Raw genomic sequence first — 20,441 nt, 5'->3', positions numbered from 1 at the left:
CGCCCAGTGCGTGTCTACCGTCCCGAGGCCGGAAGCCTGGTCCAGCGCGAAGAGCCCACGCCCGAGCCGCGACGCGGGGAGGTGCTCGTCCGGGTCCGGGCGACGTCGCTGAACTACCGGGACCTGCTCATCCTCGACGGCGACCACTTCGCCACCGGCTCGGGGAGCCTGATCCCGCTGTCCGACGCCGCGGGCGAGGTCGCCGCGGTCGGCGAGGGGGTCACGCGGTTCAAGGCCGGTGACCGCGTGCTCAACGCCTTCCACTCGGACTGGATCGCCGGACGGCTGCCCGGCACCCTGACCGGCTACGGGAACGGCCAGGACGGCTGGCTCGCGGAGTACCGCGCCGTCGGGGGGCACGCGCTCGTCGCGTTGCCGGATTCCCTGAGCTACGAGCAAGGGGCGACGCTGCCGTGCGCCGCGGTGACGGCCTGGACCTCGCTCGGCGGGGTGAAGCCGGGCGAGGTCGTGCTCACCCTCGGCACCGGCGGTGTGTCGCTGTTCGCCCTGCAGCTCGCCAAGCAGCACGGCGCCCGGGTCGTCGCGACGACGTCGAGCGCGGCCAAGGCGGCCAAGCTGACCGAACTCGGCGCGGACGTCGTCATCGACTACACCGCGACGCCCGAGTGGGGCAAAGCCGTCCTCGACGCCACCGGCGGCCGCGGTGCCGACCGGATCGTCGAGGTCGGCGGGCCCGGCACGTTCGCGCAGTCGCTCGTCGCGGCGGGAACGCACCACGCCGACATCGCGCTCGTCGGGTTCGTCGGCCGCAGCGGACCGCCGGTCGACTTCATGGACCTCTTCCGCAGCGGCGCGACCATCCGGAAGATCTGGGTCGGCAGCCGCGAGGACACCGAGGACCTCCTCCGGTGGCTCGCGGTCCGGCCGCTCGAGCCGGTCGTCGACAGCGTCTTCCCGTTCGACGACGCCGGGGCGGCGTTCGAGCGGTTCCGGAGCCGGCGCAACCTCGGCAAGGTGGTCGTGACGGTCCCGTGAGGCGAGAGGGATACCGCTGATCGGCTGAACCTGACCCGGTGTGACCGTTCGGCGGCGAAGTGCTGCCGCTCGCCGCGTGATCGCTCGGTTCCGGTCCGGACCGGCGGCCGCGGGCGCATGCTGTCCTTTCCGACCCCGCGTCCCCGCGCCTGACGTCCACTGTGGACATTGCCAGAGCGCCCGGCCCGGCGGTCTTCTCGACCGAGATAGGACACACCGCCCGTGACCCTGCTGGACAGCAAGCTCGTCCGCTGCTGGACGTCCCGTCCGCACCTGAACTCCCTCTACACCCTCGCCGCGGCCGCCCCGCGGATGCGCGCCGCGCTCGGCCTCACGCCCACCGGCGGCGGCACGGTCGGGTTCAAGGTGGACGGTGATGCCCTGGCCCGCACCGAGGCGGAGCTGATCGCCGCGACGTCGGCCCGGCTGCCCGTGCACCCGCTGGTCACGCAGGACCTCCACGGCCGCTCGACCGTCCGGTGCTGGCGCCGCAACCGCGACCTGCGCGTGCTGACCGCCGACCTGGTCGACGTCGCGGACCGGCTGGCGCGGGCGGGTTACGGCGGCTGCCTGCGGTCGGCGACCGTCGAGTTCGCCGAGCCGGACGGGCGCCGCGACCGCAAGCTCGCGCTGGTCTACCTGTTCGACCGCGGCACCTTCCACACCGCCGCGGCCGCCGGGACGCAGCCCCTCGACCCCGCGCTGGAGCTGCGTGCCCGCGCCGCGCTGTACGGCGCGCTGCCGTTGGAACCGCACGCGCACCGCCGGTTCGTCGTCTGAAATTCCCGCGTTTGTCGAGGTCACGGGCTTCTGCGAGGATGCTGCTCTCTTCGAGCAGAAGGAGTTCGCCGTGGCGACCGTTCTCAACCCGTACCTGAGCTTCCGCGCCGAGGCGCGCCAGGCCATGGAGTTCTACAAGAGCATCTTCGGCGGCACGCTGACCGTGAACACGTTCGGGGAATTCGGTTCACCCGAAGGAGCGGACGCGGAGAAGATCATGCACGCCCAGCTGGAGACCGACCACGGTTACACGCTCATGGCGTCCGACACCCCGGCCGGGATGGACCACAACCCGGGCACGAACATCACGGTGAGCCTCAGCGGCGACGACGCGGGCGACCTGCGCGGCTACTGGGACAAGCTGAGCGAGGGCGGCACCGTGACGGTTCCGTTCGAAAAGCAGATGTGGGGCGACGAATTCGGTGCCTGCGTCGACAAGTTCGGCATCCCGTGGATGGTCAACGTCGTCCATCAGGCGTAAGGGGGCGTTGCAGCCCGCGCCCGCGTCGGTGACGATGAGGGGCCGGCGTGCTTCCGCGCCGGGGCGAAGGAGGCCCGATGGCGGGTTCCCCCTGGACGTGCGCGCAGTGCGGCGCGGTCAACGACCCCGCGGCCGGGCGCTGCGGTACCTGCGCGAGCCTGGCCCCGGGCCGGGCTCGCGCGCGAGCGCTGTGGGTGCTGCTGGCCCTGATGCTGGTCGCCGGGGTCGCGATCGGCGGGGTCCTGCTGTTCACCTCGCGCTCGAAGCCCTCGCCCGACGCGTCCGGGCCGTTCCCGTCGTACACGACGCCCGCCCTGCCGACGACCAAGACCGTGGTCACGACCGCGCAAGGCGTCACCCCGCCGGTGACGCCGTCCACGACGACGTCGACCTCGGCGACGCCCACGGGGAAGCCGTGCCCGGGCGACGCGGCCCGGTACCTGCCGGGCGGCCAGGGGACGGCGCTGCTGGTCGCGCAGACGGTGAAGTCCCTGATCACGATCTGCCAGGTCCCCGACGGGCGGATCTTCTACGACGGCCAGGCCCGCGGGCAGGCGGCCTCGGACGACACCCACATCGTGCTGCCCGCCCGGGCCGCGGGCGACGGTTTCGTCGCGAAGAACGGCGACTACACCTACCAGGTGGGTGCGGGCAGGCTGGTCGTGTCGGCCGGGTCCGGGGTGCTCTCCGACGACGAGCTGACCACGGTCGGCTGAGCGCTTGCTCAGGATGTGGGAGCGCCGCCGGGCGGACGGCGGTTTTGCGCATCCTGGCGGTATGTCTTCTCCGCTCGACAACCCGACTTGGGCGTCGCTGACCGGCCCGCACGCCCGCTTCGCGGAACGCCGTGGGCGCGTGGTGCGCTACCCCGAGGACATCGCACCGTTCCTCGGTCTTCCCGACGATCCCGGCGAGCAGGACTGGCTCGACGTCGCCGGGCTCGGCGGGCCGGGAGCCGTCGTGGTGCTCGCGGCCACCGCCGCCCGGCCGCCGGCCGGCTGGGAAGTGCTCGACGCGCTGCCCGGCGTCCAGCTCGTGGACGAGAGCGTCGCGGCCGCGCCGGACCCGGAAGCCGTGCGGCTGGGGCTCTCGGACGTGCCGGAGATGCTGGACCTCGTCGAACGGACGAAGCCCGGGCCGTTCCGGAAGCGGACCGTCGAACTCGGCACGTACCTGGGGATCCGGCGGAACGGCGCGCTGGTCGCGATGGCCGGCGAGCGGCTGCACCCGCCCGGCTACACCGAAATCAGCGCGGTGTGCACCGACCCGGCGTACCGCGGGCAGGGCCTCGCGACGCGGCTCGTGCACGCCGTGGCGGCGGGCATCCGCGAGCGCGGCGAGACGCCGATGATGCACGCGGCCGCGAGCAACACCTCCGCGATCCGCCTGTACCTCTCGCTCGGCTTCGTCCTGCGGCAGCGGCCGGACTTCGTCGCCGTCCGCGTGCCCGGTTAGGCGCCGGTCGAGGAGCCCGGCCGCACGATCATCAGGACCGTCACCGCGGCCCACAGCAGGTTGAACACCCCGGTGACCATGGCCAGCCTGCCCAGTTTGCTCGCGGTGGACTCTTCGGCCAGCAGCCGTCGTTGCCGCGGCAGCACCAGCACCGCGAGCACCGCCGCCGCCACGGCGGTCAGCCCGATGGACACGAGCAGCCACGGGTCGCCCATGACGTGCATCGTGCCCGCGACGCCGAAGCCGAACACCGGCACCGCGACGGCGGCGTAGGCGTACACGCGGCAGATCCGGTGCAGCACCTTCGCGATTTTGAGATCGCCCTTCCGGACGGCGGCGGGGAACATGCTGGCCGCGACGGCGACCGGGCCGACGGCGAGGATCGCCGCCAGGACGTGGACCGAGAGCAGGATTTTCGACACGCGCCGAAGTTACCGATCTTCGTGCGGGCCGGGCAGTGGCTGGAATGCCAAGAACCGCCGAGTTCCGGCCAACCTGGTCCCGATGTCGAATCCGGCGATCCCCCTTCGACGAACAAGCGGAGAAAGGGGATCGCGATGACCGCCACGACGTGCACCACCACCCGGGTCCGCAGCCTGCCGGTCCTGCTCGCCACCGAAGACGACGCCGAGGACATCGGCCTGCTGGCCCCCGACGACCGCCTGACCTGCCACGTGCACGGCCGGTGGATCCACCAGTGCGTCGCGTCGCCGGCGCACGTCAGCCCGGTCACCCGGCACCGCTGGTGCCGCGGCTGCCGGACCGAGCTGTGCGTCGCCGTCGACGAGCTGTCCCTGGCCGTCGCGATGACCTGCCCGCGCTGCGGCCACGGCGGCAGCGCCGCCACCACCCGGCTGACCGCGGCGTGCCGCGCGAGCCTGGCCGCCGAGCGCGCCGCCCGGCGCGCGGCCTAGCCGGAGACGGTTTCGAGCCCGAGTTCGTCCAGGCCCGCGTAGACCTCCGGCCGGCGCCGCCGCAGCCACACCGCGAGCGCGAGCCCGCCGGCCACCGCCACGGCCAGCAGCCACGGCAGCAGCGCGATCGCCGGCGCGTCGGACCCGGCGAGGGTGGGGAAGTTGAGGAACGCCAGCGTCGTCACGGCGATCAGGCCGAGCCCGCCGAGGCCGGGCGCCACCGCCGTGCGCCAGATCCGGGGGTCGCGCCGCCGGCGGAAGAACGCGACGACGGCGACCCCGGCCAGGGCCTGCAGGGCGATCACCCCGAGCGTCCCGATGCCGGTCATGCTGGCGGTGAGGTCGGCGAGCGGGTCCAGCCCGGCCAGCGCGTACCCCGCCGCGATCAGCGTCGCCACCCCGATCTGCGTGCCGCTGGCGACGTACGGCGCGCCGTTGCCCGCGTTCGTCCGGCCGAGGACCGCGGGCAGCACCCGGGCCCGGCCGAGCGCGAACAGGTAGCGCGTCGCCGAGTTGTGCAGCGCGAGCAGCGCCGCGAACAGGCTGACGACCAGCAGCAGCATCATCACGTCGGTGAGGAACGAGCCCAGGTACGTCCGGCTGATCGAGAAGACCAGGTCCCCGGTCGCGAGGTGGTCCTGGGCGGTCTTCCCGGCCTCGGCGACGTTCGTCGCGCTGACGACCGCCCACGTCGTGAACGCGGCGAAGACGCCGATGAGCACGATCGCCGTGTAGGTCGCGCGGGAGATCGTGCGGTGCGGGTCCCGTGCCTCTTCGCTGAACAGCCCGGTGGCCTCGAAGCCGACGAAAGCGTTGAAAGCGAACAGGAACGCGACCCCGACCGAGCCGGAGAAGACCACGCCCGGCGCGAAGGCGTGGACGTCCAGGCCGGTCCGGACGGCGACCGCGACGTCGAGGACGAGCAGGATCGACACCTCCAGGACGAGCGAGACCCCGAGGACCTTCGCGCTGACGTCGACCCCGCGCCGGCCGAGCGCGAACACCGCGGCGGCGGAGAGGAGGCTCCACAGCTGCCACGGCGTGTGCCACCCGAAGACCTGCTCGACGACGTTCGCGGTGAAGAACCCGCTCGTCCCGACCGCGCCGGCGACGAAGCAGTTGTAGCCCAGCAGCGCGATCAGCGCCGCGACCAGGCCGAGCGGGCGGCCGAGGCCCTTTGTGACGTAGACGTAGAACCCGCCCGCGCCGGTGACGACCCTGCTCATCTGCGCGTAGCCGACGCCGAAGAGCACGAGGATCACGGCGGCGAGCAGGAACGCGCCGGGCATGCCGCCGCCGTTCCCGAGCGCGATGCCCAAGGCGGCGATGACGACGATGCCGGTGAGCGGCGCGACGGCGGCCAGCACGAGGAAGACGACACCCGGCGTGCCCAGCGCGTCGCGGCGCAGTGCGTCGGACATGGGATTCTCCTCCCGCGGTGGCTTGTCCGGGCATGGTGCGCCCCGGACACCCCCGCGGTCTTGTGCGGCAGCGCAGAAGCGTTGTCGCCGGGTGCGGGCCTAGTTCGGCACCCACATCGTCACGCGGGTGCCGCGGCCCGGCTGGGAGTCCACCGTGCCGTGGCCGCCCACCTCGGCCAGCCGGGCGAGGATCGACTGGGTGATGCCGAAGCCCGGCGGCCGGTCGTTGACGTCGAAGCCCTGGCCCTGGTCGCGCGCCACCACCGCGATCCCGCCGTCGCGCTCCTCCACGCGCAGCACGACCTGCTTCGTTCCGGAGTGCTTCACCGTGTTGCGCAGCGCTTCCCGCACCGCGTCGCACATCGCCGTGCGGCGGTCCTGGGACAGCTTGTCGTCGTCGGCGAAGTCCGCCGCCACGAGCTGGGTGCGCAGGCCGTCGCGGGCCATCTCGGTCGCGACGTCGGCCAGCTCGACCGCGAACCCGCGCCTCGTCCCGTTCGGGATCGGCTCGGTGATCCGGCGGCGGATCTCGGCCGCCTCCGCCTTCGCCACCGAACGCACCTCGGACAGCCGGCTCACGGCGTGCGCGTCGTCGCCCGGGGCCGAGATGGCCAGCGCTTCCAGCGTCTGCAGGACGCTGTCGTGCATGATGCGCCGCGTGCGGCGCCGCTCGGCCTCGCGCCCGCGCCGGATCCCGATGTCCACCGCGAACCGGGTGCCGGCGCCGAGCAGGATGAGGATGCCGGCGGCGAGCACGATCGCCACCGCCAGCGCGATCATGCAGCCGATCGACCGCGTCACGGAGAGCTGGTCGGTCAGGGGGAGACCGCCGGCCAGGGTGAGCGCCGCCCGGAGCGGGGCGGCCGCCACCACCAGCCACAGCGCCGAGGGCAGCCCGGACGTCCCCGCCCACATCGCGACCGCGCCGACCAGCCAGGTCCAGGACACGTCGACCGCGAACGGCTGCACCGCCGGCGGGGCCGTCACGGCGACGGCGAAGTTGAGCGCCACCCCGACGGCCAGGTCCAGCGCCAGGGCGCGGCCGGTGACGCGGGCCCGCAGCCCGCCCGCGCGCAGCACCCAGGCGACCGCGCCGGTGTTGGCGGCGACGGCGAACACCGTGGCGGCCAGCACCGGCCCGAGCCCGACCCGGCCGTTGGCCGCGGCGAACCCGATGAACACCTTGACGAACGCCGCGATCCGGTAGGCCAGCGGCACGACGACCCAGTAGCGCGCGGCGCGGGCGAGCGTCGCGTCCCCGACGGCGGCGAGATCGCTGTGCTCGTCGGGAGGCTCGGCCGGCTCCGCGGGTGTGCCGCTGCGCAGCAGCGTGCGAACGAGCGTGCGCGGCGGTGCGGCGGAGCCCGCCTCGGGCATCGGTGGTCCCCATTTCGTCCGGCCGTCCGGGCGGTTCGAGCCTGTCAGCGGGGCGGGGCGTCGTCAACCGCCCCCCGGGGTAGGGGTCAGGCAGGGGCTGCTCCGGTCGGCAGCGGTAGCGGAGCGCGGCCGTGCCACGCAGGCCACCGGATCGCGGCCGGGTCCGGTCCGGCCCTGCTCGACGCCACCCCGGCCGGACACCGGCGCGGGGTGCTCGCGGCTCAGTACGTGTGGAACACCGTCTCCTCGCCCGCGTACTCCTCCCAGCCGGGCGCGCCGGTCGCGGCGAAGCGGTACCACGCGCCGTTCAGGTCGCGGGCCAGCTCCCGCGGCGGGTGCTCGCCCAGCAGGCCCCTCGGCCCGGACAGCGGTCCCAGCGCGTCGAACACGAACGGCAGCTCGAGCCCGTGGCACGCGCCCAGGCTGCCTTCGAGCAGCGGGGAACCCCACTCGAACTCGTAGCGGAAGGTCCGGCCGGCGTGGTGCTCGGCCAGGTCGCGCACGCCGTCGCGGAAGACCAGGTCGGTCAGGGCCGCGACGAGGACCTCGCCCGCCGAGCGGTCCGAGCCCAGGCCGTACCGGTGGAGCACGCCGGCCGGGTCGGGGTGCGACACCGCCAGCGACGCCACGGCCTGGTCGTCGGTGACCGCCTCCAGCGCGCCGTTGGGGACCAGGTAGAGCCGCATTTCCTCGCTGCAGCTGCCGACGACCAGGTCGACGTCGCGGCCCGCGCCCGCGCGGATCGCCTTGGCCGGGTGCTGCGGCAGGACGTCGTCGCCGACCATCGGGAGGAACGGGCTGAGGCCGTACCCGCGGTCGTAGCCGAGCGCGTCGCGCAGGTCGGGGGCCCCGCCGGGCCGCAGGACGGCGTCCTGCGCGTCGAGCAGCTGCTCGGTCGAGACCTTCCGGAACGCCTCGGCGGTCGGTTCGGCCTTCAGCTCGTCGGCGATCACCCGGGCGAGGCGGCGGGACTGGACGCCGTCGCGCACCATGTCCGGGTGTCCACTCTGGACGATGGCCCGGTGGAACAGGCCCTGCGAGAGCGGGGAACCGAGCAGGCAGGCGACGCTGACCGCGCCGGAGGCGGCGCCGAAGAAGGTGACGTTGCCGGGGTCGCCGCCGAAGCCGTCGATGTTCTCCTGGACCCACCGCAGCGCCGCGAGCTGGTCGCGCAGCCCGAGGTTGGTCGTGCCGCCCTCCAGCGGCAGGAAGCCGTCGACGCCGAGGCGGTACTGGACGGTCACGAGCACCGCGCCGGCGTGCGAGAACGACGTGCCGTCGTAGGCCGGTGCCGACCCGGTGCCGCCGAGGAACGCGCCGCCGTGCACGAACACGAGCACGGGCAGGCCGGCCGCGCCGAGCTGCGGGGTCCAGACGTCGACCGTGAGGTACTCCGGGCCCGGCCGCCAGCCGGCGCCGGTCAGCGGGGAGAGGTCGAGCCCGGGCACGTCGTGCCGGCGTTGCGGTGCGGTCGGCCCGGGTCTGCTCGCGTCGCGGACGTCCTCCCACGGCGGGGCCGGGACGGGTTCGGCGAAGCGCAGGTCGCCCTCGGGCGCGGCGGCGTACGGGATCCCGCGGAACAGCGCGAAGCCGGCGGCGGTGACGTGACCGCGGACCGCGCCGGACGTGGTGGGGACGACGGGGTCGGTCATGCCGGGGGGTCCCTTCGAGGAAGATCGGGCGAGCGCCCGTCAGCCTAGGACCGAGGACGGGCCGCCGTCATGGGCGAACCGTCGCGGGATGTCGCGGATGGATAACGGCGCCGGTTCCGTTGCGCCAGGTGGACGAACGCGGGGGCGGGACACGCGCGCGTGCCCCGCCCCCGGCTCAGTCTTCGAGCAGATCTTCGATGGTGATCGGGATGTGCCGGACCCGGATGCCGGTGGCGTTGTGCACGGCGTTGGCGATCGCCGCGGCCATGCCGACCGTGCCGATCTCGCCGAGCCCCCGCGCGCCGACCGCGTTGTGCAGGGTGTCCGGGTACTCGACGAACTGGACGTCGACCTCGGGGATGTCGGCGTTCACCGGGAGCAGGTAGCTCGCGAAGTCGCCGTTCGCGAGCCGGCCGTTCGCCTCGATCTCCAGGCCCTCGTGCAAAGCCGCCGAGACGCCCCAGATCATGCCGCCCATGATCTGGCTGCGGGCCGCCTTGTCGTTGATGATCCGGCCCGCGTCGAACACGCCGAGCATCCGCGACACCCGGGCTTCCCGCGTCCACTTGTGCACGCGGACCTCGCAGAACTGGGCGCCCCACGAGCTGAACGAGTGCTTGGTCAGCTCCTCGCCGGGCGCCGACGAGCCGGTCACCTCGAGCGTCTCCCGGCCCAGCGTCCGCAGCAGCTCGCCGAACGTCATGGACTTGCCATCGGCGAAGACGTGGCCGTCGGCGTAGGTGACTTCGGCGCCTTCGAACGGCGCGCCGGGGTCGGAAGCCAGGGCCACGAGCTCGTCGATCGCCTTGGTCGCGGCGATCATGATCGCCGTGCCCGCGCTCGCCGTCGCCGTCGAACCGCCGGAGAGGCCGCCCGGCGGGAGCGACGAGTCGCCGAGCCGCGGGGTGATCCGGTCCGCCGGGATGTCCAGCGACTCCGCGCCGATCAGGGAAAGCACGGTCAGCAGGCCGGTACCGGGGTCCGCGCCGCTCGTCGCGACGTCGGCGGTGTCGTCCGCCCGCAGCGTGATCCCGACCGTGGCCGGGAACCGCAGCGCCGGGAACATCGCGGTCGCGGCGCCCATCCCGACGAGCCAGTCGCCGTCGGTGTGCCCGCCCGGCCGGCGGTGCTGCCAGCCGAACCGGGCCGAGCCGACGCGGAAGCACTCGTCGAGGTGCTTGCTCGCCCACTGCAGGTCCTTGCCCGGCGGGGCGATCGAGTTGTTCTTGATCCGCAGCTCGATCGGGTCCATGCCGAGGGCTTCGGCGAGCTCGTCGATCGCGCTCTCCAGCGCGAACGAGCCGGGCGCCTCGCCGGGAGCCCGCATGAACGTCGTCGGCGGGATGTTCAGCGGCACGATCTTCTGGCTGATGGCCAGGTTCCGCGTCGCGTACCACTCGCGCGAGGTGCCGTGCGACGTCGGCTCGACGAACGACCGCGCGGTGTCCGTGCTGCACCAGGAGTCGTGGCTCAAGGCGACCAGGCTGCCGTCGCGCTCCGCGCCGAGCTTGATCGTCTGGACCGTCGCGGCCCGGCCCGCCGTCGCGGTGAAGACCTGTTCGCGGGCCAGTGTGGACTTCACCGGCCGGCCGAGGTCGCGGGCGGCCGCGGCGGCCAGGAACGCCGGTGCGGACGTGCGGCCCTTGCCGCCGAACGCCCCGCCCACGAACGGGTTCACGCAGTGCACGGCCTCCAGCGGCACGTCGAGGGCGCTGGCGAGCTCCATCGCCTGCAGGTTCGACGCCTGGTTGCCGCTGTAGACGGTCACCTCGCCGCCGTCCCACACGGCGACGGCGGAGTGCGGCTCCATCGCGGCGTGGTTCTGCGTCGCGGTCGAGTAGGTCGCTTCGACGACCACCGGGCTCGCGGCGAACGCGTCTTCGATGGATTCGACGCCGTCCTCGAGGATCGCCAGCGTCGGCGGGGCGCCGTCGCGGGCCGGGGGCGCGTCTTCGGCGTCGGCGAGGCCGTCGGTGAGCGACGTCTTCGCCGGCAGCTCGCGGTAGCCGACCGCGACGAGCGCCGCCGCGTCCCGGGCCTGCTCGAACGTCTCCGCGACGACGAAGCCGATCGGCTGGCCGTAGTAGGTGACTTCCTTGGTCTGCAGCGGAACCCAGGTCTCGCCGAACAGCGGCGAGGTCGCCGTCTTCAGCGTCAGCGGGTCGAACGGCGAGTACACGCCGACGACGCCCGGGGCTGCCCGCGCGGCGGAGAAGTCCATGGCTTCGATCTCGCCGTGGGCGACCGTGCTGAGCACGACGTAGCCGTAGACCATGCCGGGGAAGGAGTGGTCGGCGCCGTACTTGGCCTCGCCGGTGACCTTCAGCGGCGCGTCGAGCCGGGTGATCATCGGGAGCTCCCCTCGGTCAGTTCGAGCAGGGCGCGGACGATCGTCCGCTTCAGCAGTGACACCTTGAAACCGTTGTCGGACAACGGGCGCGCGCCGTCGGCGGCCACGGTCGCGGCGGCTTCGAAGGTGGCTTGGGTCGCCGGGGCGCCGCGCAGGGCGTCCTCGACGGCGGGCAGGTGCCACGGCACGGTCCCGACGCCGCCGGCCGCGACCCGCGCGTCGGCGATCTTCCCGTCGCGCACGTCGAGGGCGACGGCGGCGGAGCACAGCGCGAACTCGTAGGACTGCCGGTCGCGCACCTTGACGTAGGTCGAGTTCGTGGCCCAGTCGAGCCGCGGGACGACCACCTCGGTGATCAGCTCGCCGGGGCGCAGGTCGTTCTCCAGCGCCGGGGTGTCGCCGGGCAGCTGGTAGAAGTCCCGGAGGGCGACCTCGCGGGTGCCTTCGGCGCTCGCCAGCTGCAGGCGCGCGTCGAGCGCGACCAGGGCGACGGCGACGTCACTGGCGTGCGTGGCGACGCACGAGTCGCTGGTGCCGAGGATCGCGTGCATGCGGTTGGCGCCCTCGATCGCCGAGCAGCCGCTGCCCGGCTCGCGCTTGTTGCACGGCGTGGCGACGTCGCGGAAGTACGAGCAGCGCGTGCGCTGCAGCAGGTTCCCGCCGATGCTGGCCATGTTCCGGATCTGCTGCGACGCGCTCAGCAGCAGCGCGCGCGAGATCGCGGGGTAGACCTGCGGGTGCGCGGCGATGGCGCTCATCCGCTCCAGCGCGCCGAAGCGCAGGCCGTCGCTCGTGTCGATGCCGTGCAGCGGGACCTGGTTGATGTCCAGGACGTGCTCGGGCGTGAGGACGTCGAGCTTCATGAGGTCGACCAGCGTCGTCCCGCCGGCCAGGAACGTGCCGGGCGTCGCGAGCGCGTCGTCGACGGTGGTGGGGGCGGTCAGCTCAAAGGGACGCATCGGCCCGCCTCGCCTGCTCGACGGCCTTGACGATGTTCGGGTAGGCGGAGCACCGGCAGAGGTTGCCGGACATGAACTCCCGCACGTCCTCGACGTCCTGCTCGACGGCGGCGACCGCCGACATGACCTGCCCGGCGGTGCAGAACCCGCACTGCAGGGCGTCCTGGTCGACGAACGCCTGCTGCACCGGGTGCTGCCGGTCCTCTGTGGACAGTCCTTCGACGGTGGTGACCGGCTGCTTGACGGTGGCGGCCAGGGTGAGGCACGAGAGCACGGGCCGGCCGCCGACGTGCACGGTGCAGGCGCCGCACTGCCCGCGGTCGCAGCCCTTCTTCGGGCCGGTGACGTCGAGGCGCTCGCGCAGCGCGTCGAGGAGGGTCACACCGGGATCGACGTCCAGGTGTTCGGTACTGCCGTTGACTTCGAGTGAGATGTCCACTGGTCTCTTTCCGCAGCTCGTCCGGATGGGTACCTGACGGTGGTGGTGGCGGCGAACAGGGAGCGGATACTCATCCGCTTCACCTTTGGGCGAGGCTAGCGGATTACAATCCGGTTCGCAACGAACCGGACACGCTGGAGCCGCTCCAGGTCTGGGTTAGATTCGGCGGGACGGCACGAGGAACGGGAGGACGATGACGACGGGATCGGTCAGCCCCCGGCGCGCGGACACCCGGCGCAACCACGAGCGCATCCTCGTCGTCGCCGCGGAGTCGCTGGCCCGCACGGGCGAGGTCTCGTTCAACGCGATCGCGAAGCAGGCCGAGGTCGGCGTCGGCACGGTGTACCGGCACTTCCCGACGCCGGAGGCGCTGATCCTGGCGGTGTACCAGCGGGAGGTGCGGCACATCGTCGACATCGTGCCGGTGCTGCTGGAGAAGCACGCCGCGGACGAGGCGTTCCGGGTGTGGGTGACCGACCACCTGGCCCACTACATGATGACCAAGAAGGGCCTGGCCGACGCCCTGCGCCGCGCGACGGCATCCCGCGGCGAGCTGCCGGCGAGTGCGTACGAAGCGATGGTCGGCGCGGTCTCGACGTTGCTGAAGGCCAACGAGGCGGCCGGGACCGTGCGACCGGATCTCGACCCGCTGGTGGTGCTGCGCGGCCTGGCGGGGTTGCTCATGCTCGACCCGAACGGCGACTGGCGCGGCGACGCGGCGGGTCTCGCCGAGCTGCTCTGGCACGGGATGGCCCGCTAGGCGGTTTCGGTTTCGGCTTCGCGGAGCCGGACGGTGACGGTGACGCGGCCCTTCTCGTCGCGCCGGGCGACGGCGTGGCCGGTGCGCTCGGTGTCGTCGAGTTCGAGGGACAGCGGGCCACCGTCGCCGGTGAAGTTGCGCCACCACCGCTTGGCGTCGGGCAGCCGGACGCCGATGGTGACGACGTCACCGGCCCGCCGGTAGCCGACGGGGGTGCTGAACGTCCGGCCCGACCGCCGTCCCGTGTAGGTGACCTGCGTGAGGTGCCGGCGAACCAGCCGTCCCCAGCGCGGGGAAGCGCGGAGCGAGCCGACGCAGGTGTTGACGCGATCGACGGCGGTCTTCGGGATCGGGCCCACGTTGCCCATGGCGGCCTCCTTCGTCGGTGCCGTTACCCACCGTACCGGAAACCGGAGATGGGTGTTCCGGTTACTGTGGCGGTCCTCCGAGGGTGTCCGGATGGTTGGTCAGCAGCTGTCGGCCGGTCTCGGGGGAGCACCAAGTCCGCGGCCGTTGTGCCGGGAACGATGACCGGCTGTTCACCGAGCGCGGTCACGATCGCATCGACGAGCTGGGTGCCCATGCGGGGTGCGTGGGCGGTGGCGATCGCGGTGAGCTTGCGGCGGCCGGCCATGGCGATGCCTGCCGGGCCGCCTCAACGGGACAGGATTTCCCGCACCGCCTAGTGGTTGGCTTTGGGGCCGATGGCGCCTTCGAAGGCGGGGTGGATCCCGGTGAGCGGGCCGCGGAGACGGTTGTTGATCCGGGCGGCCTCGCCGGCCAGATCGTCGTCGACCCGTCCAACTCGACCAGGGCGTTATCGCCGAGGTCGACCTGGTGCAGCGTGCGGGGCAGGGATCGGGCAGCGTCGTGTGTCGTCGGCGATCGCCAGCGAGCATCGAGCGCTGGCATCCACGTTGCGAGGAGACCAGCCGAACCCGCGGTCGTGCCCTCACCTGGCGACCATGGCGTGTTCGTTGCACAGGTTTTCGACGGCCCGCAGTTCCGGGCCGCACCGGGTGTGCCTGCTGAGTGCGGGTTAGGGGTGCTCGAAGTTTCGCCGCGGAGCTTCTGGGCGGGGCCCAGCCGCCGGGAGTTGGGTCCGTGCAGTGTCTGCACGTGCTGGGCCGGCAGCCGAACTTCAGCGGTCGTCGGGATTCGCTGCTCCGGGACCCCGGGTTCGGCTTGCAGGCCACCGAGGTGCCGGGCGGCGTCCCGCGCCGCTTGTTCAGCTGGAGGTGGGGAACGTGAACGCCGCGGCCGGGGTCGTCGTGTGGGGCCAGCGCGTCGTGACCACCTTTGCGCGCGTGTAGAAAGTGACTCCTGCCGGGCCGTGGATGGGGCTGTCGCCGATCAGGGAGTCCTTCCAGCCGCCGAAGGAGTAGTACGACATCGGGACCGGGATCGGCACGTTGATGCCGATCATGCCGACCTTGACCTCGCGCTGGAACCTGCGCGCCGCCTCGCCGCCGGCGGTGAAGATCGCTGTGCCGTTGCCGTACGGGTTGGCGTTGATGATCGCGATCGCCTCGGCTACGGTCTCCGCGCGGACGATCGCCAGCACCGGGCCGAAGATCTCCTCGCGGTACGCCTGCATGTCCGTGGTGACGTCGTCCAGCAGGGACGGCCCGACGAAGAAGCCTTCCTCGTACCCGCCGACCGTCAGCCCGCGGCCGTCGACCACCACCGACGCGCCCTGCTCCGCGCCCCGCGCGACGGCGTTCACCACGCGCTCGCGGGCGGCCTCGGTGACCACCGGGCCCATGTCGCTGGCCGGGTCGCTGCCGGGACCGACCCTGATCTCGCGGGCCTTGCGCTCGAGGATCTCGACCAGCTTGTCGCCGGCCGCGCCGACGGCCACGCCGACCGAGATCGCCATGCACCGCTGCCCGGCCGAGCCGAACGCGGCGGCGGTCAGCTGGTTCGCGGCGTACTCCAGATCGGCGTCGGGCAGGACGACCGCGTGGTTCTTCGCCCCGCCGAGGGCCTGGACGCGCTTGCCGGCCGCGGTCCCGCGCTCGTGCACGTACTTGGCGATCGGGGTCGAGCCGACGAACGACACCGCGGCGATGTCGGGGTGGTCCAGGATCGCGTCGACCGCGACCTTGTCGCCGTGCACGACGTTGAACACGCCGTCGGGCAGCCCGGCCTCGGCGTAGAGCTGCGCGACGAAGTTCGACGCCGACGGGTCGCGCTCGCTCGGCTTGAGGACGAACGTGTTGCCGGTCGCGATCGCCACCGGGTGCATCCACAGCGGGACCATGATCGGGAAGTTGAACGGCGTGATCCCGGCGACGACACCGAGCGGCTGCCGGAAGTCGTGCACGTCGACGTCGCGGGAGACCTGGTCGGAGAAGCTGCCCTTGAGCGCGTCGGCGATGCCGCACGCGTACTCGACCACCTCGCGGCCGCGCACGATCTCGCCGCGGGCGTCCTCGACGACCTTGCCGTGTTCGCCGGAGATGATCCGGGCGAGCTCGTCTTCGTGTTTCACCAGCAGCTCGCGGAAGGCGAACATCACCTTGGTGCGCTGGGAAAGCGAGGAGTCGCCCCACGCTTCGAAGGCCTTGCCCGCGGCCGCTACGGCGGTGTCCACATCGGACGCTTCGGCGAGCAGGACCGAGGCCTGCTGCTTCCCGGTGGCCGGGTCGTAGACGGGCGCCGTGCGGGTCGAGCCCGCGGACGTGGCGGTGCCGTTGATCCAGTGTTCGACGGTGTTCACGGTGCTCCCACGGGTAGTGTGCTGAATCCGGGTGGTCACAACAGGCCCACCGCGGTGTCGACGGCCTTGGCGACGTCGCCGTCGTGCGGGTAGAGCAGCGAACGCCCCACGACCAGGCCTTGCACGGTCGGCTGGGTGAGCGCGCGCTGCCACGCCGCGAAGGCCGCGTCCGGGTCGGTGACCTCACCGCCGAGCAGGACGGCCGGCAGGGTCGACGACGCGAGTACGCGCTCCATCTCGTCCACCACGGGGAGCTTGAGCCAGGTGTAGGCCGACGAGCGGCCGAGCCCGGCGGCGATCGTGATCGACTTGATGACGGCCTCGGGGGAGAGGTCGTTCTTGAGGCGTCCGTCGGTCCACCGGGACAGGAACGGCTCGACCAGCGCGACGAGCTTGCGGTCGGCCAGTTCGTTGACCGCTTTCGCGGTGTTCTCCAGGACGCCCGGCGTGGCCGGGTCGTCGAGGCAGATGCGGGTGAGGGTCTTGCCCCCGTCGAACCGCATCCGTTCGATCGATTCGGCGTCGTAGCAGGCGAAGCGGTCGTCGATCTCGAAACTCGACCCGGCCAGCCCCGTGCGGTTCATCGACCCGATGACCGTCTTGCCGTCGAGCACGCCGAGCAGCAGCAGGTCGTCGAGGATGTCCGCGGTCCCCAGCACGCCGGTGACGCCGGGGCGTTCGAGCGCCAGGCACAGCCGCTCCAGCAGTTCGCCCCGGTTCGCCATCGCCGTGGGGTTGCCGCCGACGGCGATGGCGCCGCGGGCGGGGTGGTCCGCGGCGATGATCATCGTGCGGCCCTTGTCGTTGAAGGGCGACTCGGCCCGCACGCGGCTCGCCGCCGCCTCGGCGACCGCGCCCGGGTCGTGCACTCGCTTGGCGACGATCCGCCGCACCATGTCCGTCACGCGATCGACGATGCCAGCGCCCGGCGGACTTTGTCAAGACATATGGACATACGGTCATCCGGCCGAGTGACGGTACGCTTCCGCTGATGAGCACCCCGCCGCCGTCGTCCCGCGTGGACGTCACGTACCCGGCCTGGGATCCCGGCCGGGAGATCGTGCTGGACCCCGGCAGCCCGGAGCCGCTGTACCACCAGGTCTCGCAGCAGCTGCACGCCGCGATCGAGGACGGCCGCCTGCCCGCGGGCGCCCGGCTGGGCAACGAGGTGGACCTGGCGGCGAGCCTGCGGCTTTCGCGCCCGACCGTCCGCCAGGCGATCCAGACGCTGGTCAACCAGGGCCTGCTGGTGCGGCGGCGCGGGGTCGGTACCCAGGTCGTCCGGACGAAGGTGGCGCGCCCGCTGCGCCTGAGCAGCCTGTTCGACGACCTCGCCGGGCTCGGCGGCAAGCCGGAGTCGCGGGTGCTGGCCAACAGCGTGGCGGACGCCGACGCCGAGGTGGCCGAACTGCTGGAGGCCCCGGGCCTGACGCGGGTGCGGCGGCTGACCCGCATCCGCTCGACCGACGGCGAGCCCCTGGCCCTGATGAACAACTACCTGCCCGACGGCGTCATCGACCCGACGGACGAGGAACTGCGCGACAAGGGCCTCTACCAGCTCCTGCGCTCGGCGGGGATCCGCCTGCACGCGGCGGAGCAGCACATCGGCGCCCGGCTGGCGACCGAAGAGGACGCGCAGCTGCTGGACGAGCCGCCGGGAGCGGCCCTGCTGACCATGCAGCGCACGACGTACGACGACACGGGCCGCGTGGTCGAGTACGGCTGGCACGTCTACCGCGCGTCCCGCTACACGTTCAACCTTTCGCTGACCAACGGACCTCAGTAGCCGTAAGGTGCGTTCGTGGCGGGGGTGGCGGTGACGGGATCGGGCAAGCCCCGGCTGCGCTCGGCCGTCCTCGCGGCGGCCTGGCACCGGATCGCCGGCGTCGAGGTCCTGTCGGCCGCGGACGGCGGCCCGCTGACCCGCACCGTCAAGAAGATCATCGACCCGCTCGTGGTGCGGACCGCGGCCCGGCCGAAGCTGGGCCGGCCGCTGCTGGAGCCCGCCGCGGCGAATGAGCTCACCGGCCTGCTCCTCGCCGACGCGCCGCGATTGCGGGCGACCGCCGCGTGGTTCGGGCACCTGAAGCGGCAGCGCCGGGCCCTGCGCATCACCACGGGCAACGTCCAGGACGTCTGCTTCCCCTTGGCGTACGAGCTGGCGACGAGCTTCGGCATGCCGGGACCGGAAGCGCCGGAGACCGCCGCATCCGCGCTGCGCGAGCTGCACGGCGAAGGCGACGAAGCCGGCGTCGCGCAGCTGACCGCGTATCTCGCCGATCCCCGGGCGGCCGCGGACCTGACCGCGGAGCTGCACCGCCGCTGGCACACCGACGCCGCTCTGGCCCCGCAGCAAGCCGCGGTGCTGCTCGGCGCGCTCGCCGAGACCCCCACCGATGCCGCGTGGCTGGCCGGATCCGCCGCGGGGCACGCCCTCGGCTTGGCGCTGCGCCGGCCCGGGGGAGCCGGCGCGCTCGCCCGGGCCGCCGAAGCCGTTTCCGGCTCACCGGTCCCGGATCTCGGCCTGCAGCGCGGGGATCGCACCGCCGTCCCGCCGCTGCGCCGGCAGGACGAAGCCGGCCCCGAACTCCTCGAGCGCAGCGTCGAACGGCGTGTGCGCGCCACCCTGCGGCGACTCCCCGCCGGCGACCGGGGTGACGTCGCCGACCTCGTCGACGACGAAGCCCGCCGCGTCGTGGCCGGGTTCGGGCTCGGCTTGCCCGCCCTGGCCACCTGCTTCGCGCTCGGGGTCGTCCTCGCGCCCGCCCTCCGGCCGCTCGACGGCGTCGCGCCCGGATCCGCGCCGGCCTTCGCCCGGCAGCTCAACGCCCAGGTCGCGCGCGAGGGGTATGTCCTCCACGCTCGCCGGGCGCTGGCCGGCACCACACCGCTCACCCCGCGTCCCGACGCCGAGCTGGTGCGCGAGCTGCGGGAGTTCGGGAAGCAGTTCCTCGGCCGGCTGTGGATCCGCCTGCACGGCTTCGACGTCCGCGGTGACGTCCCGGCCGACGCCGCGGACGTGCGTGACCTCGTCTCCGGCGTCGTCCGGTCGACCTCGCTGGATCTGCGGACGAAGGTGCGGCGTGCGCTCGTGGCCCGCCTGCCGGACCTGGAGGCCGTCTCGTGACGCACCCGGTGCACACCCCCGTCGTCGCGGCGGACGGCGGCCTCGTCCGCTTCGCCCTCGCCGACCTGCTCGCCGGCGTGCCCGGCGCGATGCGGGTCGAACTCACCGACGCCGCGGCCGCGGAACCGTGGCTGACCCGGCTCGTCGGCGCCGACCACGCTCTCGACGCCCTCACGTCCGGCCACGTCGACGTCCCCGCCCGGCCCGAAGTGGCCACCCTCGCGCTGCTGCTGTGGGCCCGCCGGTGGTGGCCCGCGAGCGCGGCGCTCGGGATTCCGTCGCTGGATCCGGCGCTGCTCGACCTCGAAGCCGCGGTCGCCACCACGATGGTGGAGAACGTGGCCGAAGGGATGCTCGACGGCTTCGAAGCCACGCCGGGAGAACTGTTCGACGCCGCCGTCGAAGGGCTCACCGCGACACCTGTCGCCGACGAAGTCCGTGGCCTCTGCACACGGTTGTCGGCGTGGTTCGACGAGCAGGACGACGTCGTGCGCGCCGAAGCCGCGGCCCGGCTGGCGGCCGCCGTGATGCCGGGGCAGCGCGCGTACGCCCTGGCCGCGGGAGCCGGTTCCGGTGCGTCCGAGGAGGGCGTCGTGGCCGAGGGCCGGGCGAGCGTCGACTGGGCTCGGGTGCCGCCGGGTGTCCTCGACGCCGCCGAAGACACCGTGACCTGGCGGGTCGTCGCGGCGCCCACGGTCACCCGCCTCGAGGTCGAGGTCGCCGGGGCGTTCGCCGACGCGACGCTGTCCGCGTTCGCGACCCGCGACGGCGAAGTGGTCGCGGAGGTTCCCCTGCACCTGGGTGCCGGGCGGTTCGCCGGTGCCGTCGACCTGGCGGCCGCGCCTTCCGTCCACTTCGGACTCGTCGTCGGCGTGACGGCCGAGGAGGTCGGTGGGACGACCGAGGCCGACCGGGCGGAGGTCGTGTCGCTCGTGCGGGCGCGCGAGGCGCTGCCCCCGGGGGCCCGGACGCTGGCCGAGCGCGCGGCCACCGACGGGGAGTTCTGAC

Annotated in this window: 20 protein-coding genes and 1 pseudogene; 10 read left to right on the top strand and 11 right to left on the bottom strand. The window is 73.1% G+C overall.

Translation table 11 applies throughout. The features are described 5' to 3' along the window. Window positions 1-6: 6 nt before the first annotated feature. The 5 genes from QSK39_RS25180 to QSK39_RS25160 all read left to right on the top strand — a co-directional run bounded on the left by QSK39_RS25180 (window position 7) and on the right by QSK39_RS25160 (window position 3,712). Window positions 7-996: a zinc-dependent alcohol dehydrogenase family protein gene (locus QSK39_RS25180; protein WP_285480295.1), complete on the top strand. Its 990-nt coding sequence runs from the start codon at window positions 7-9 to the stop codon at window positions 994-996. Window positions 997-1,218: 222 nt separating this feature from the next. Further along, a complete protein-coding gene (gene pspAB, locus QSK39_RS25175) occupies window positions 1,219-1,776 on the top strand; it encodes a PspA-associated protein PspAB (RefSeq protein ID WP_285480294.1) in 558 nt (185 codons plus the stop codon). 70 nt (window positions 1,777-1,846) lie between these two features. Beyond that, complete coding sequence (locus tag QSK39_RS25170; RefSeq protein ID WP_285480293.1) at window positions 1,847-2,257, top strand: VOC family protein; 411 nt, start codon at window positions 1,847-1,849, stop codon at window positions 2,255-2,257. A gap of 77 nt (window positions 2,258-2,334) precedes the next feature. After that, window positions 2,335-2,973 (top strand): hypothetical protein, encoded by a 639-nt coding sequence (locus QSK39_RS25165; protein WP_285480292.1) that lies wholly within the window; start codon window positions 2,335-2,337, stop codon window positions 2,971-2,973. 61 nt (window positions 2,974-3,034) lie between these two features. Further along, a complete protein-coding gene (locus QSK39_RS25160; protein ID WP_284744111.1) occupies window positions 3,035-3,712 on the top strand; it encodes a GNAT family N-acetyltransferase in 678 nt (225 codons plus the stop codon). Here the strand turns inward: QSK39_RS25160 and QSK39_RS25155 are convergent. Then, complete coding sequence (locus QSK39_RS25155) at window positions 3,709-4,134, bottom strand: DUF2269 family protein (protein ID WP_285480291.1); 426 nt, start codon at window positions 4,132-4,134, stop codon at window positions 3,709-3,711. The two genes, QSK39_RS25160 and QSK39_RS25155, sit on opposite strands and share 4 nt — an antisense overlap. Before the next feature lie 135 nt (window positions 4,135-4,269). On the opposite strand from QSK39_RS25155, the gene QSK39_RS25150 reads away from it, so the two are divergent. After that, window positions 4,270-4,626, top strand: coding sequence for a hypothetical protein (locus QSK39_RS25150; RefSeq protein ID WP_285480290.1), 357 nt, complete (start codon window positions 4,270-4,272; stop codon window positions 4,624-4,626). Here the strand turns inward: QSK39_RS25150 and QSK39_RS25145 are convergent. The 6 genes from QSK39_RS25145 to QSK39_RS25120 form a co-directional block, all read right to left on the bottom strand. Further along, window positions 4,623-6,047 carry an APC family permease gene (locus tag QSK39_RS25145; RefSeq protein WP_285480289.1) on the bottom strand — a complete coding sequence of 475 codons (1,425 nt, stop codon included), beginning with the start codon at window positions 6,045-6,047 and terminating at the stop codon, window positions 4,623-4,625. The two genes, QSK39_RS25150 and QSK39_RS25145, sit on opposite strands and share 4 nt — an antisense overlap. Before the next feature lie 99 nt (window positions 6,048-6,146). After that, window positions 6,147-7,424 (bottom strand): sensor histidine kinase, encoded by a 1,278-nt coding sequence (locus tag QSK39_RS25140; protein ID WP_285480288.1) that lies wholly within the window; start codon window positions 7,422-7,424, stop codon window positions 6,147-6,149. A gap of 221 nt (window positions 7,425-7,645) precedes the next feature. Further along, entirely contained in the window at window positions 7,646-9,076 is a 1,431-nt protein-coding gene (locus QSK39_RS25135; RefSeq protein ID WP_285480287.1) for a carboxylesterase/lipase family protein, read from the bottom strand. 175 nt (window positions 9,077-9,251) lie between these two features. After that, a complete protein-coding gene (locus tag QSK39_RS25130; protein ID WP_285480286.1) occupies window positions 9,252-11,426 on the bottom strand; it encodes a xanthine dehydrogenase family protein molybdopterin-binding subunit in 2,175 nt (724 codons plus the stop codon). Then, on the bottom strand, window positions 11,423-12,385 hold the full coding sequence (locus tag QSK39_RS25125; RefSeq protein WP_285480285.1) for an FAD binding domain-containing protein: 963 nt from the start codon (window positions 12,383-12,385) through the stop codon (window positions 11,423-11,425). The genes QSK39_RS25130 and QSK39_RS25125 overlap by 4 nt, the downstream gene beginning before the upstream one ends. After that, window positions 12,372-12,824 (bottom strand): (2Fe-2S)-binding protein, encoded by a 453-nt coding sequence (locus tag QSK39_RS25120; protein ID WP_285480284.1) that lies wholly within the window; start codon window positions 12,822-12,824, stop codon window positions 12,372-12,374. Before QSK39_RS25120 ends, QSK39_RS25125 begins: the two co-directional genes overlap by 14 nt. Window positions 12,825-13,017: 193 nt before the next feature. Between QSK39_RS25120 and QSK39_RS25115 the strand changes: the two genes are divergently transcribed. Continuing rightward, a complete protein-coding gene (locus tag QSK39_RS25115; protein ID WP_285480283.1) occupies window positions 13,018-13,584 on the top strand; it encodes a TetR/AcrR family transcriptional regulator in 567 nt (188 codons plus the stop codon). Here the strand turns inward: QSK39_RS25115 and QSK39_RS25110 are convergent. The 4 genes and pseudogenes from QSK39_RS25110 to QSK39_RS25095 all read right to left on the bottom strand — a co-directional run bounded on the left by QSK39_RS25110 (window position 13,581) and on the right by QSK39_RS25095 (window position 17,211). Further along, window positions 13,581-13,952 (bottom strand): hypothetical protein, encoded by a 372-nt coding sequence (locus QSK39_RS25110; protein WP_285480282.1) that lies wholly within the window; start codon window positions 13,950-13,952, stop codon window positions 13,581-13,583. The two genes, QSK39_RS25115 and QSK39_RS25110, sit on opposite strands and share 4 nt — an antisense overlap. Before the next feature lie 119 nt (window positions 13,953-14,071). Beyond that, window positions 14,072-14,454 (bottom strand): annotated as a pseudogene (locus tag QSK39_RS25105) (IS110 family transposase); the annotation flags it as partial. Between the two features lie 358 nt (window positions 14,455-14,812). Continuing rightward, window positions 14,813-16,306, bottom strand: coding sequence for a CoA-acylating methylmalonate-semialdehyde dehydrogenase (locus QSK39_RS25100; protein WP_285480281.1), 1,494 nt, complete (start codon window positions 16,304-16,306; stop codon window positions 14,813-14,815). A 35-nt stretch (window positions 16,307-16,341) separates the two neighbouring features. Beyond that, complete coding sequence (locus tag QSK39_RS25095; protein WP_285480280.1) at window positions 16,342-17,211, bottom strand: Cgl0159 family (beta/alpha)8-fold protein; 870 nt, start codon at window positions 17,209-17,211, stop codon at window positions 16,342-16,344. 86 nt (window positions 17,212-17,297) lie between these two features. Here QSK39_RS25095 and QSK39_RS25090 point away from each other — a divergent pair, with 86 nt between their 5' ends. Genes QSK39_RS25090 through QSK39_RS25080 form a run of 3 tightly spaced genes read left to right on the top strand, consistent with a single transcriptional unit; the run spans window position 17,298 to window position 20,440 of the window. Further along, entirely contained in the window at window positions 17,298-18,092 is a 795-nt protein-coding gene (locus QSK39_RS25090; protein ID WP_285480279.1) for a GntR family transcriptional regulator, read from the top strand. 15 nt (window positions 18,093-18,107) lie between these two features. Next, a complete protein-coding gene (locus QSK39_RS25085) occupies window positions 18,108-19,433 on the top strand; it encodes a hypothetical protein (protein WP_285480278.1) in 1,326 nt (441 codons plus the stop codon). Further along, on the top strand, window positions 19,430-20,440 hold the full coding sequence (locus QSK39_RS25080) for a hypothetical protein (protein WP_285480277.1): 1,011 nt from the start codon (window positions 19,430-19,432) through the stop codon (window positions 20,438-20,440). The genes QSK39_RS25085 and QSK39_RS25080 overlap by 4 nt, the downstream gene beginning before the upstream one ends. Window position 20,441 lies beyond the last annotated feature (1 nt).

This window comes from Amycolatopsis sp. NBRC 101858, assembly GCF_030269325.1.
Taxonomy (GTDB): Bacteria; Actinomycetota; Actinomycetes; order Mycobacteriales; family Pseudonocardiaceae; genus Amycolatopsis; species Amycolatopsis ponsaeliensis.
This window is presented reverse-complemented; position numbering and strand designations above follow the sequence as displayed.

Bases quoted from the DNA above. Each gene is read 5' to 3' on its own strand.
- QSK39_RS25145 (WP_285480289.1), bottom strand. From the start codon at position 6,047: ATGTCCGACGCACTGCGCCGCGACGCGCTGGGCACGCCGGGTGTCGTC.
- QSK39_RS25165 (WP_285480292.1), top strand. From the start codon at position 2,335: ATGGCGGGTTCCCCCTGGACGTGCGCGCAGTGCGGCGCGGTCAACGAC.
- QSK39_RS25115 (WP_285480283.1), top strand. From the start codon at position 13,018: ATGACGACGGGATCGGTCAGCCCCCGGCGCGCGGACACCCGGCGCAAC.
- QSK39_RS25090 (WP_285480279.1), top strand. From the start codon at position 17,298: ATGAGCACCCCGCCGCCGTCGTCCCGCGTGGACGTCACGTACCCGGCC.
- QSK39_RS25125 (WP_285480285.1), bottom strand. From the start codon at position 12,385: ATGCGTCCCTTTGAGCTGACCGCCCCCACCACCGTCGACGACGCGCTC.
- QSK39_RS25135 (WP_285480287.1), bottom strand. From the start codon at position 9,076: ATGACCGACCCCGTCGTCCCCACCACGTCCGGCGCGGTCCGCGGTCAC.
- QSK39_RS25130 (WP_285480286.1), bottom strand. From the start codon at position 11,426: ATGATCACCCGGCTCGACGCGCCGCTGAAGGTCACCGGCGAGGCCAAG.
- QSK39_RS25140 (WP_285480288.1), bottom strand. From the start codon at position 7,424: ATGCCCGAGGCGGGCTCCGCCGCACCGCCGCGCACGCTCGTTCGCACG.
- QSK39_RS25160 (WP_284744111.1), top strand. From the start codon at position 3,035: ATGTCTTCTCCGCTCGACAACCCGACTTGGGCGTCGCTGACCGGCCCG.
- QSK39_RS25110 (WP_285480282.1), bottom strand. From the start codon at position 13,952: ATGGGCAACGTGGGCCCGATCCCGAAGACCGCCGTCGATCGCGTCAAC.
- QSK39_RS25150 (WP_285480290.1), top strand. From the start codon at position 4,270: ATGACCGCCACGACGTGCACCACCACCCGGGTCCGCAGCCTGCCGGTC.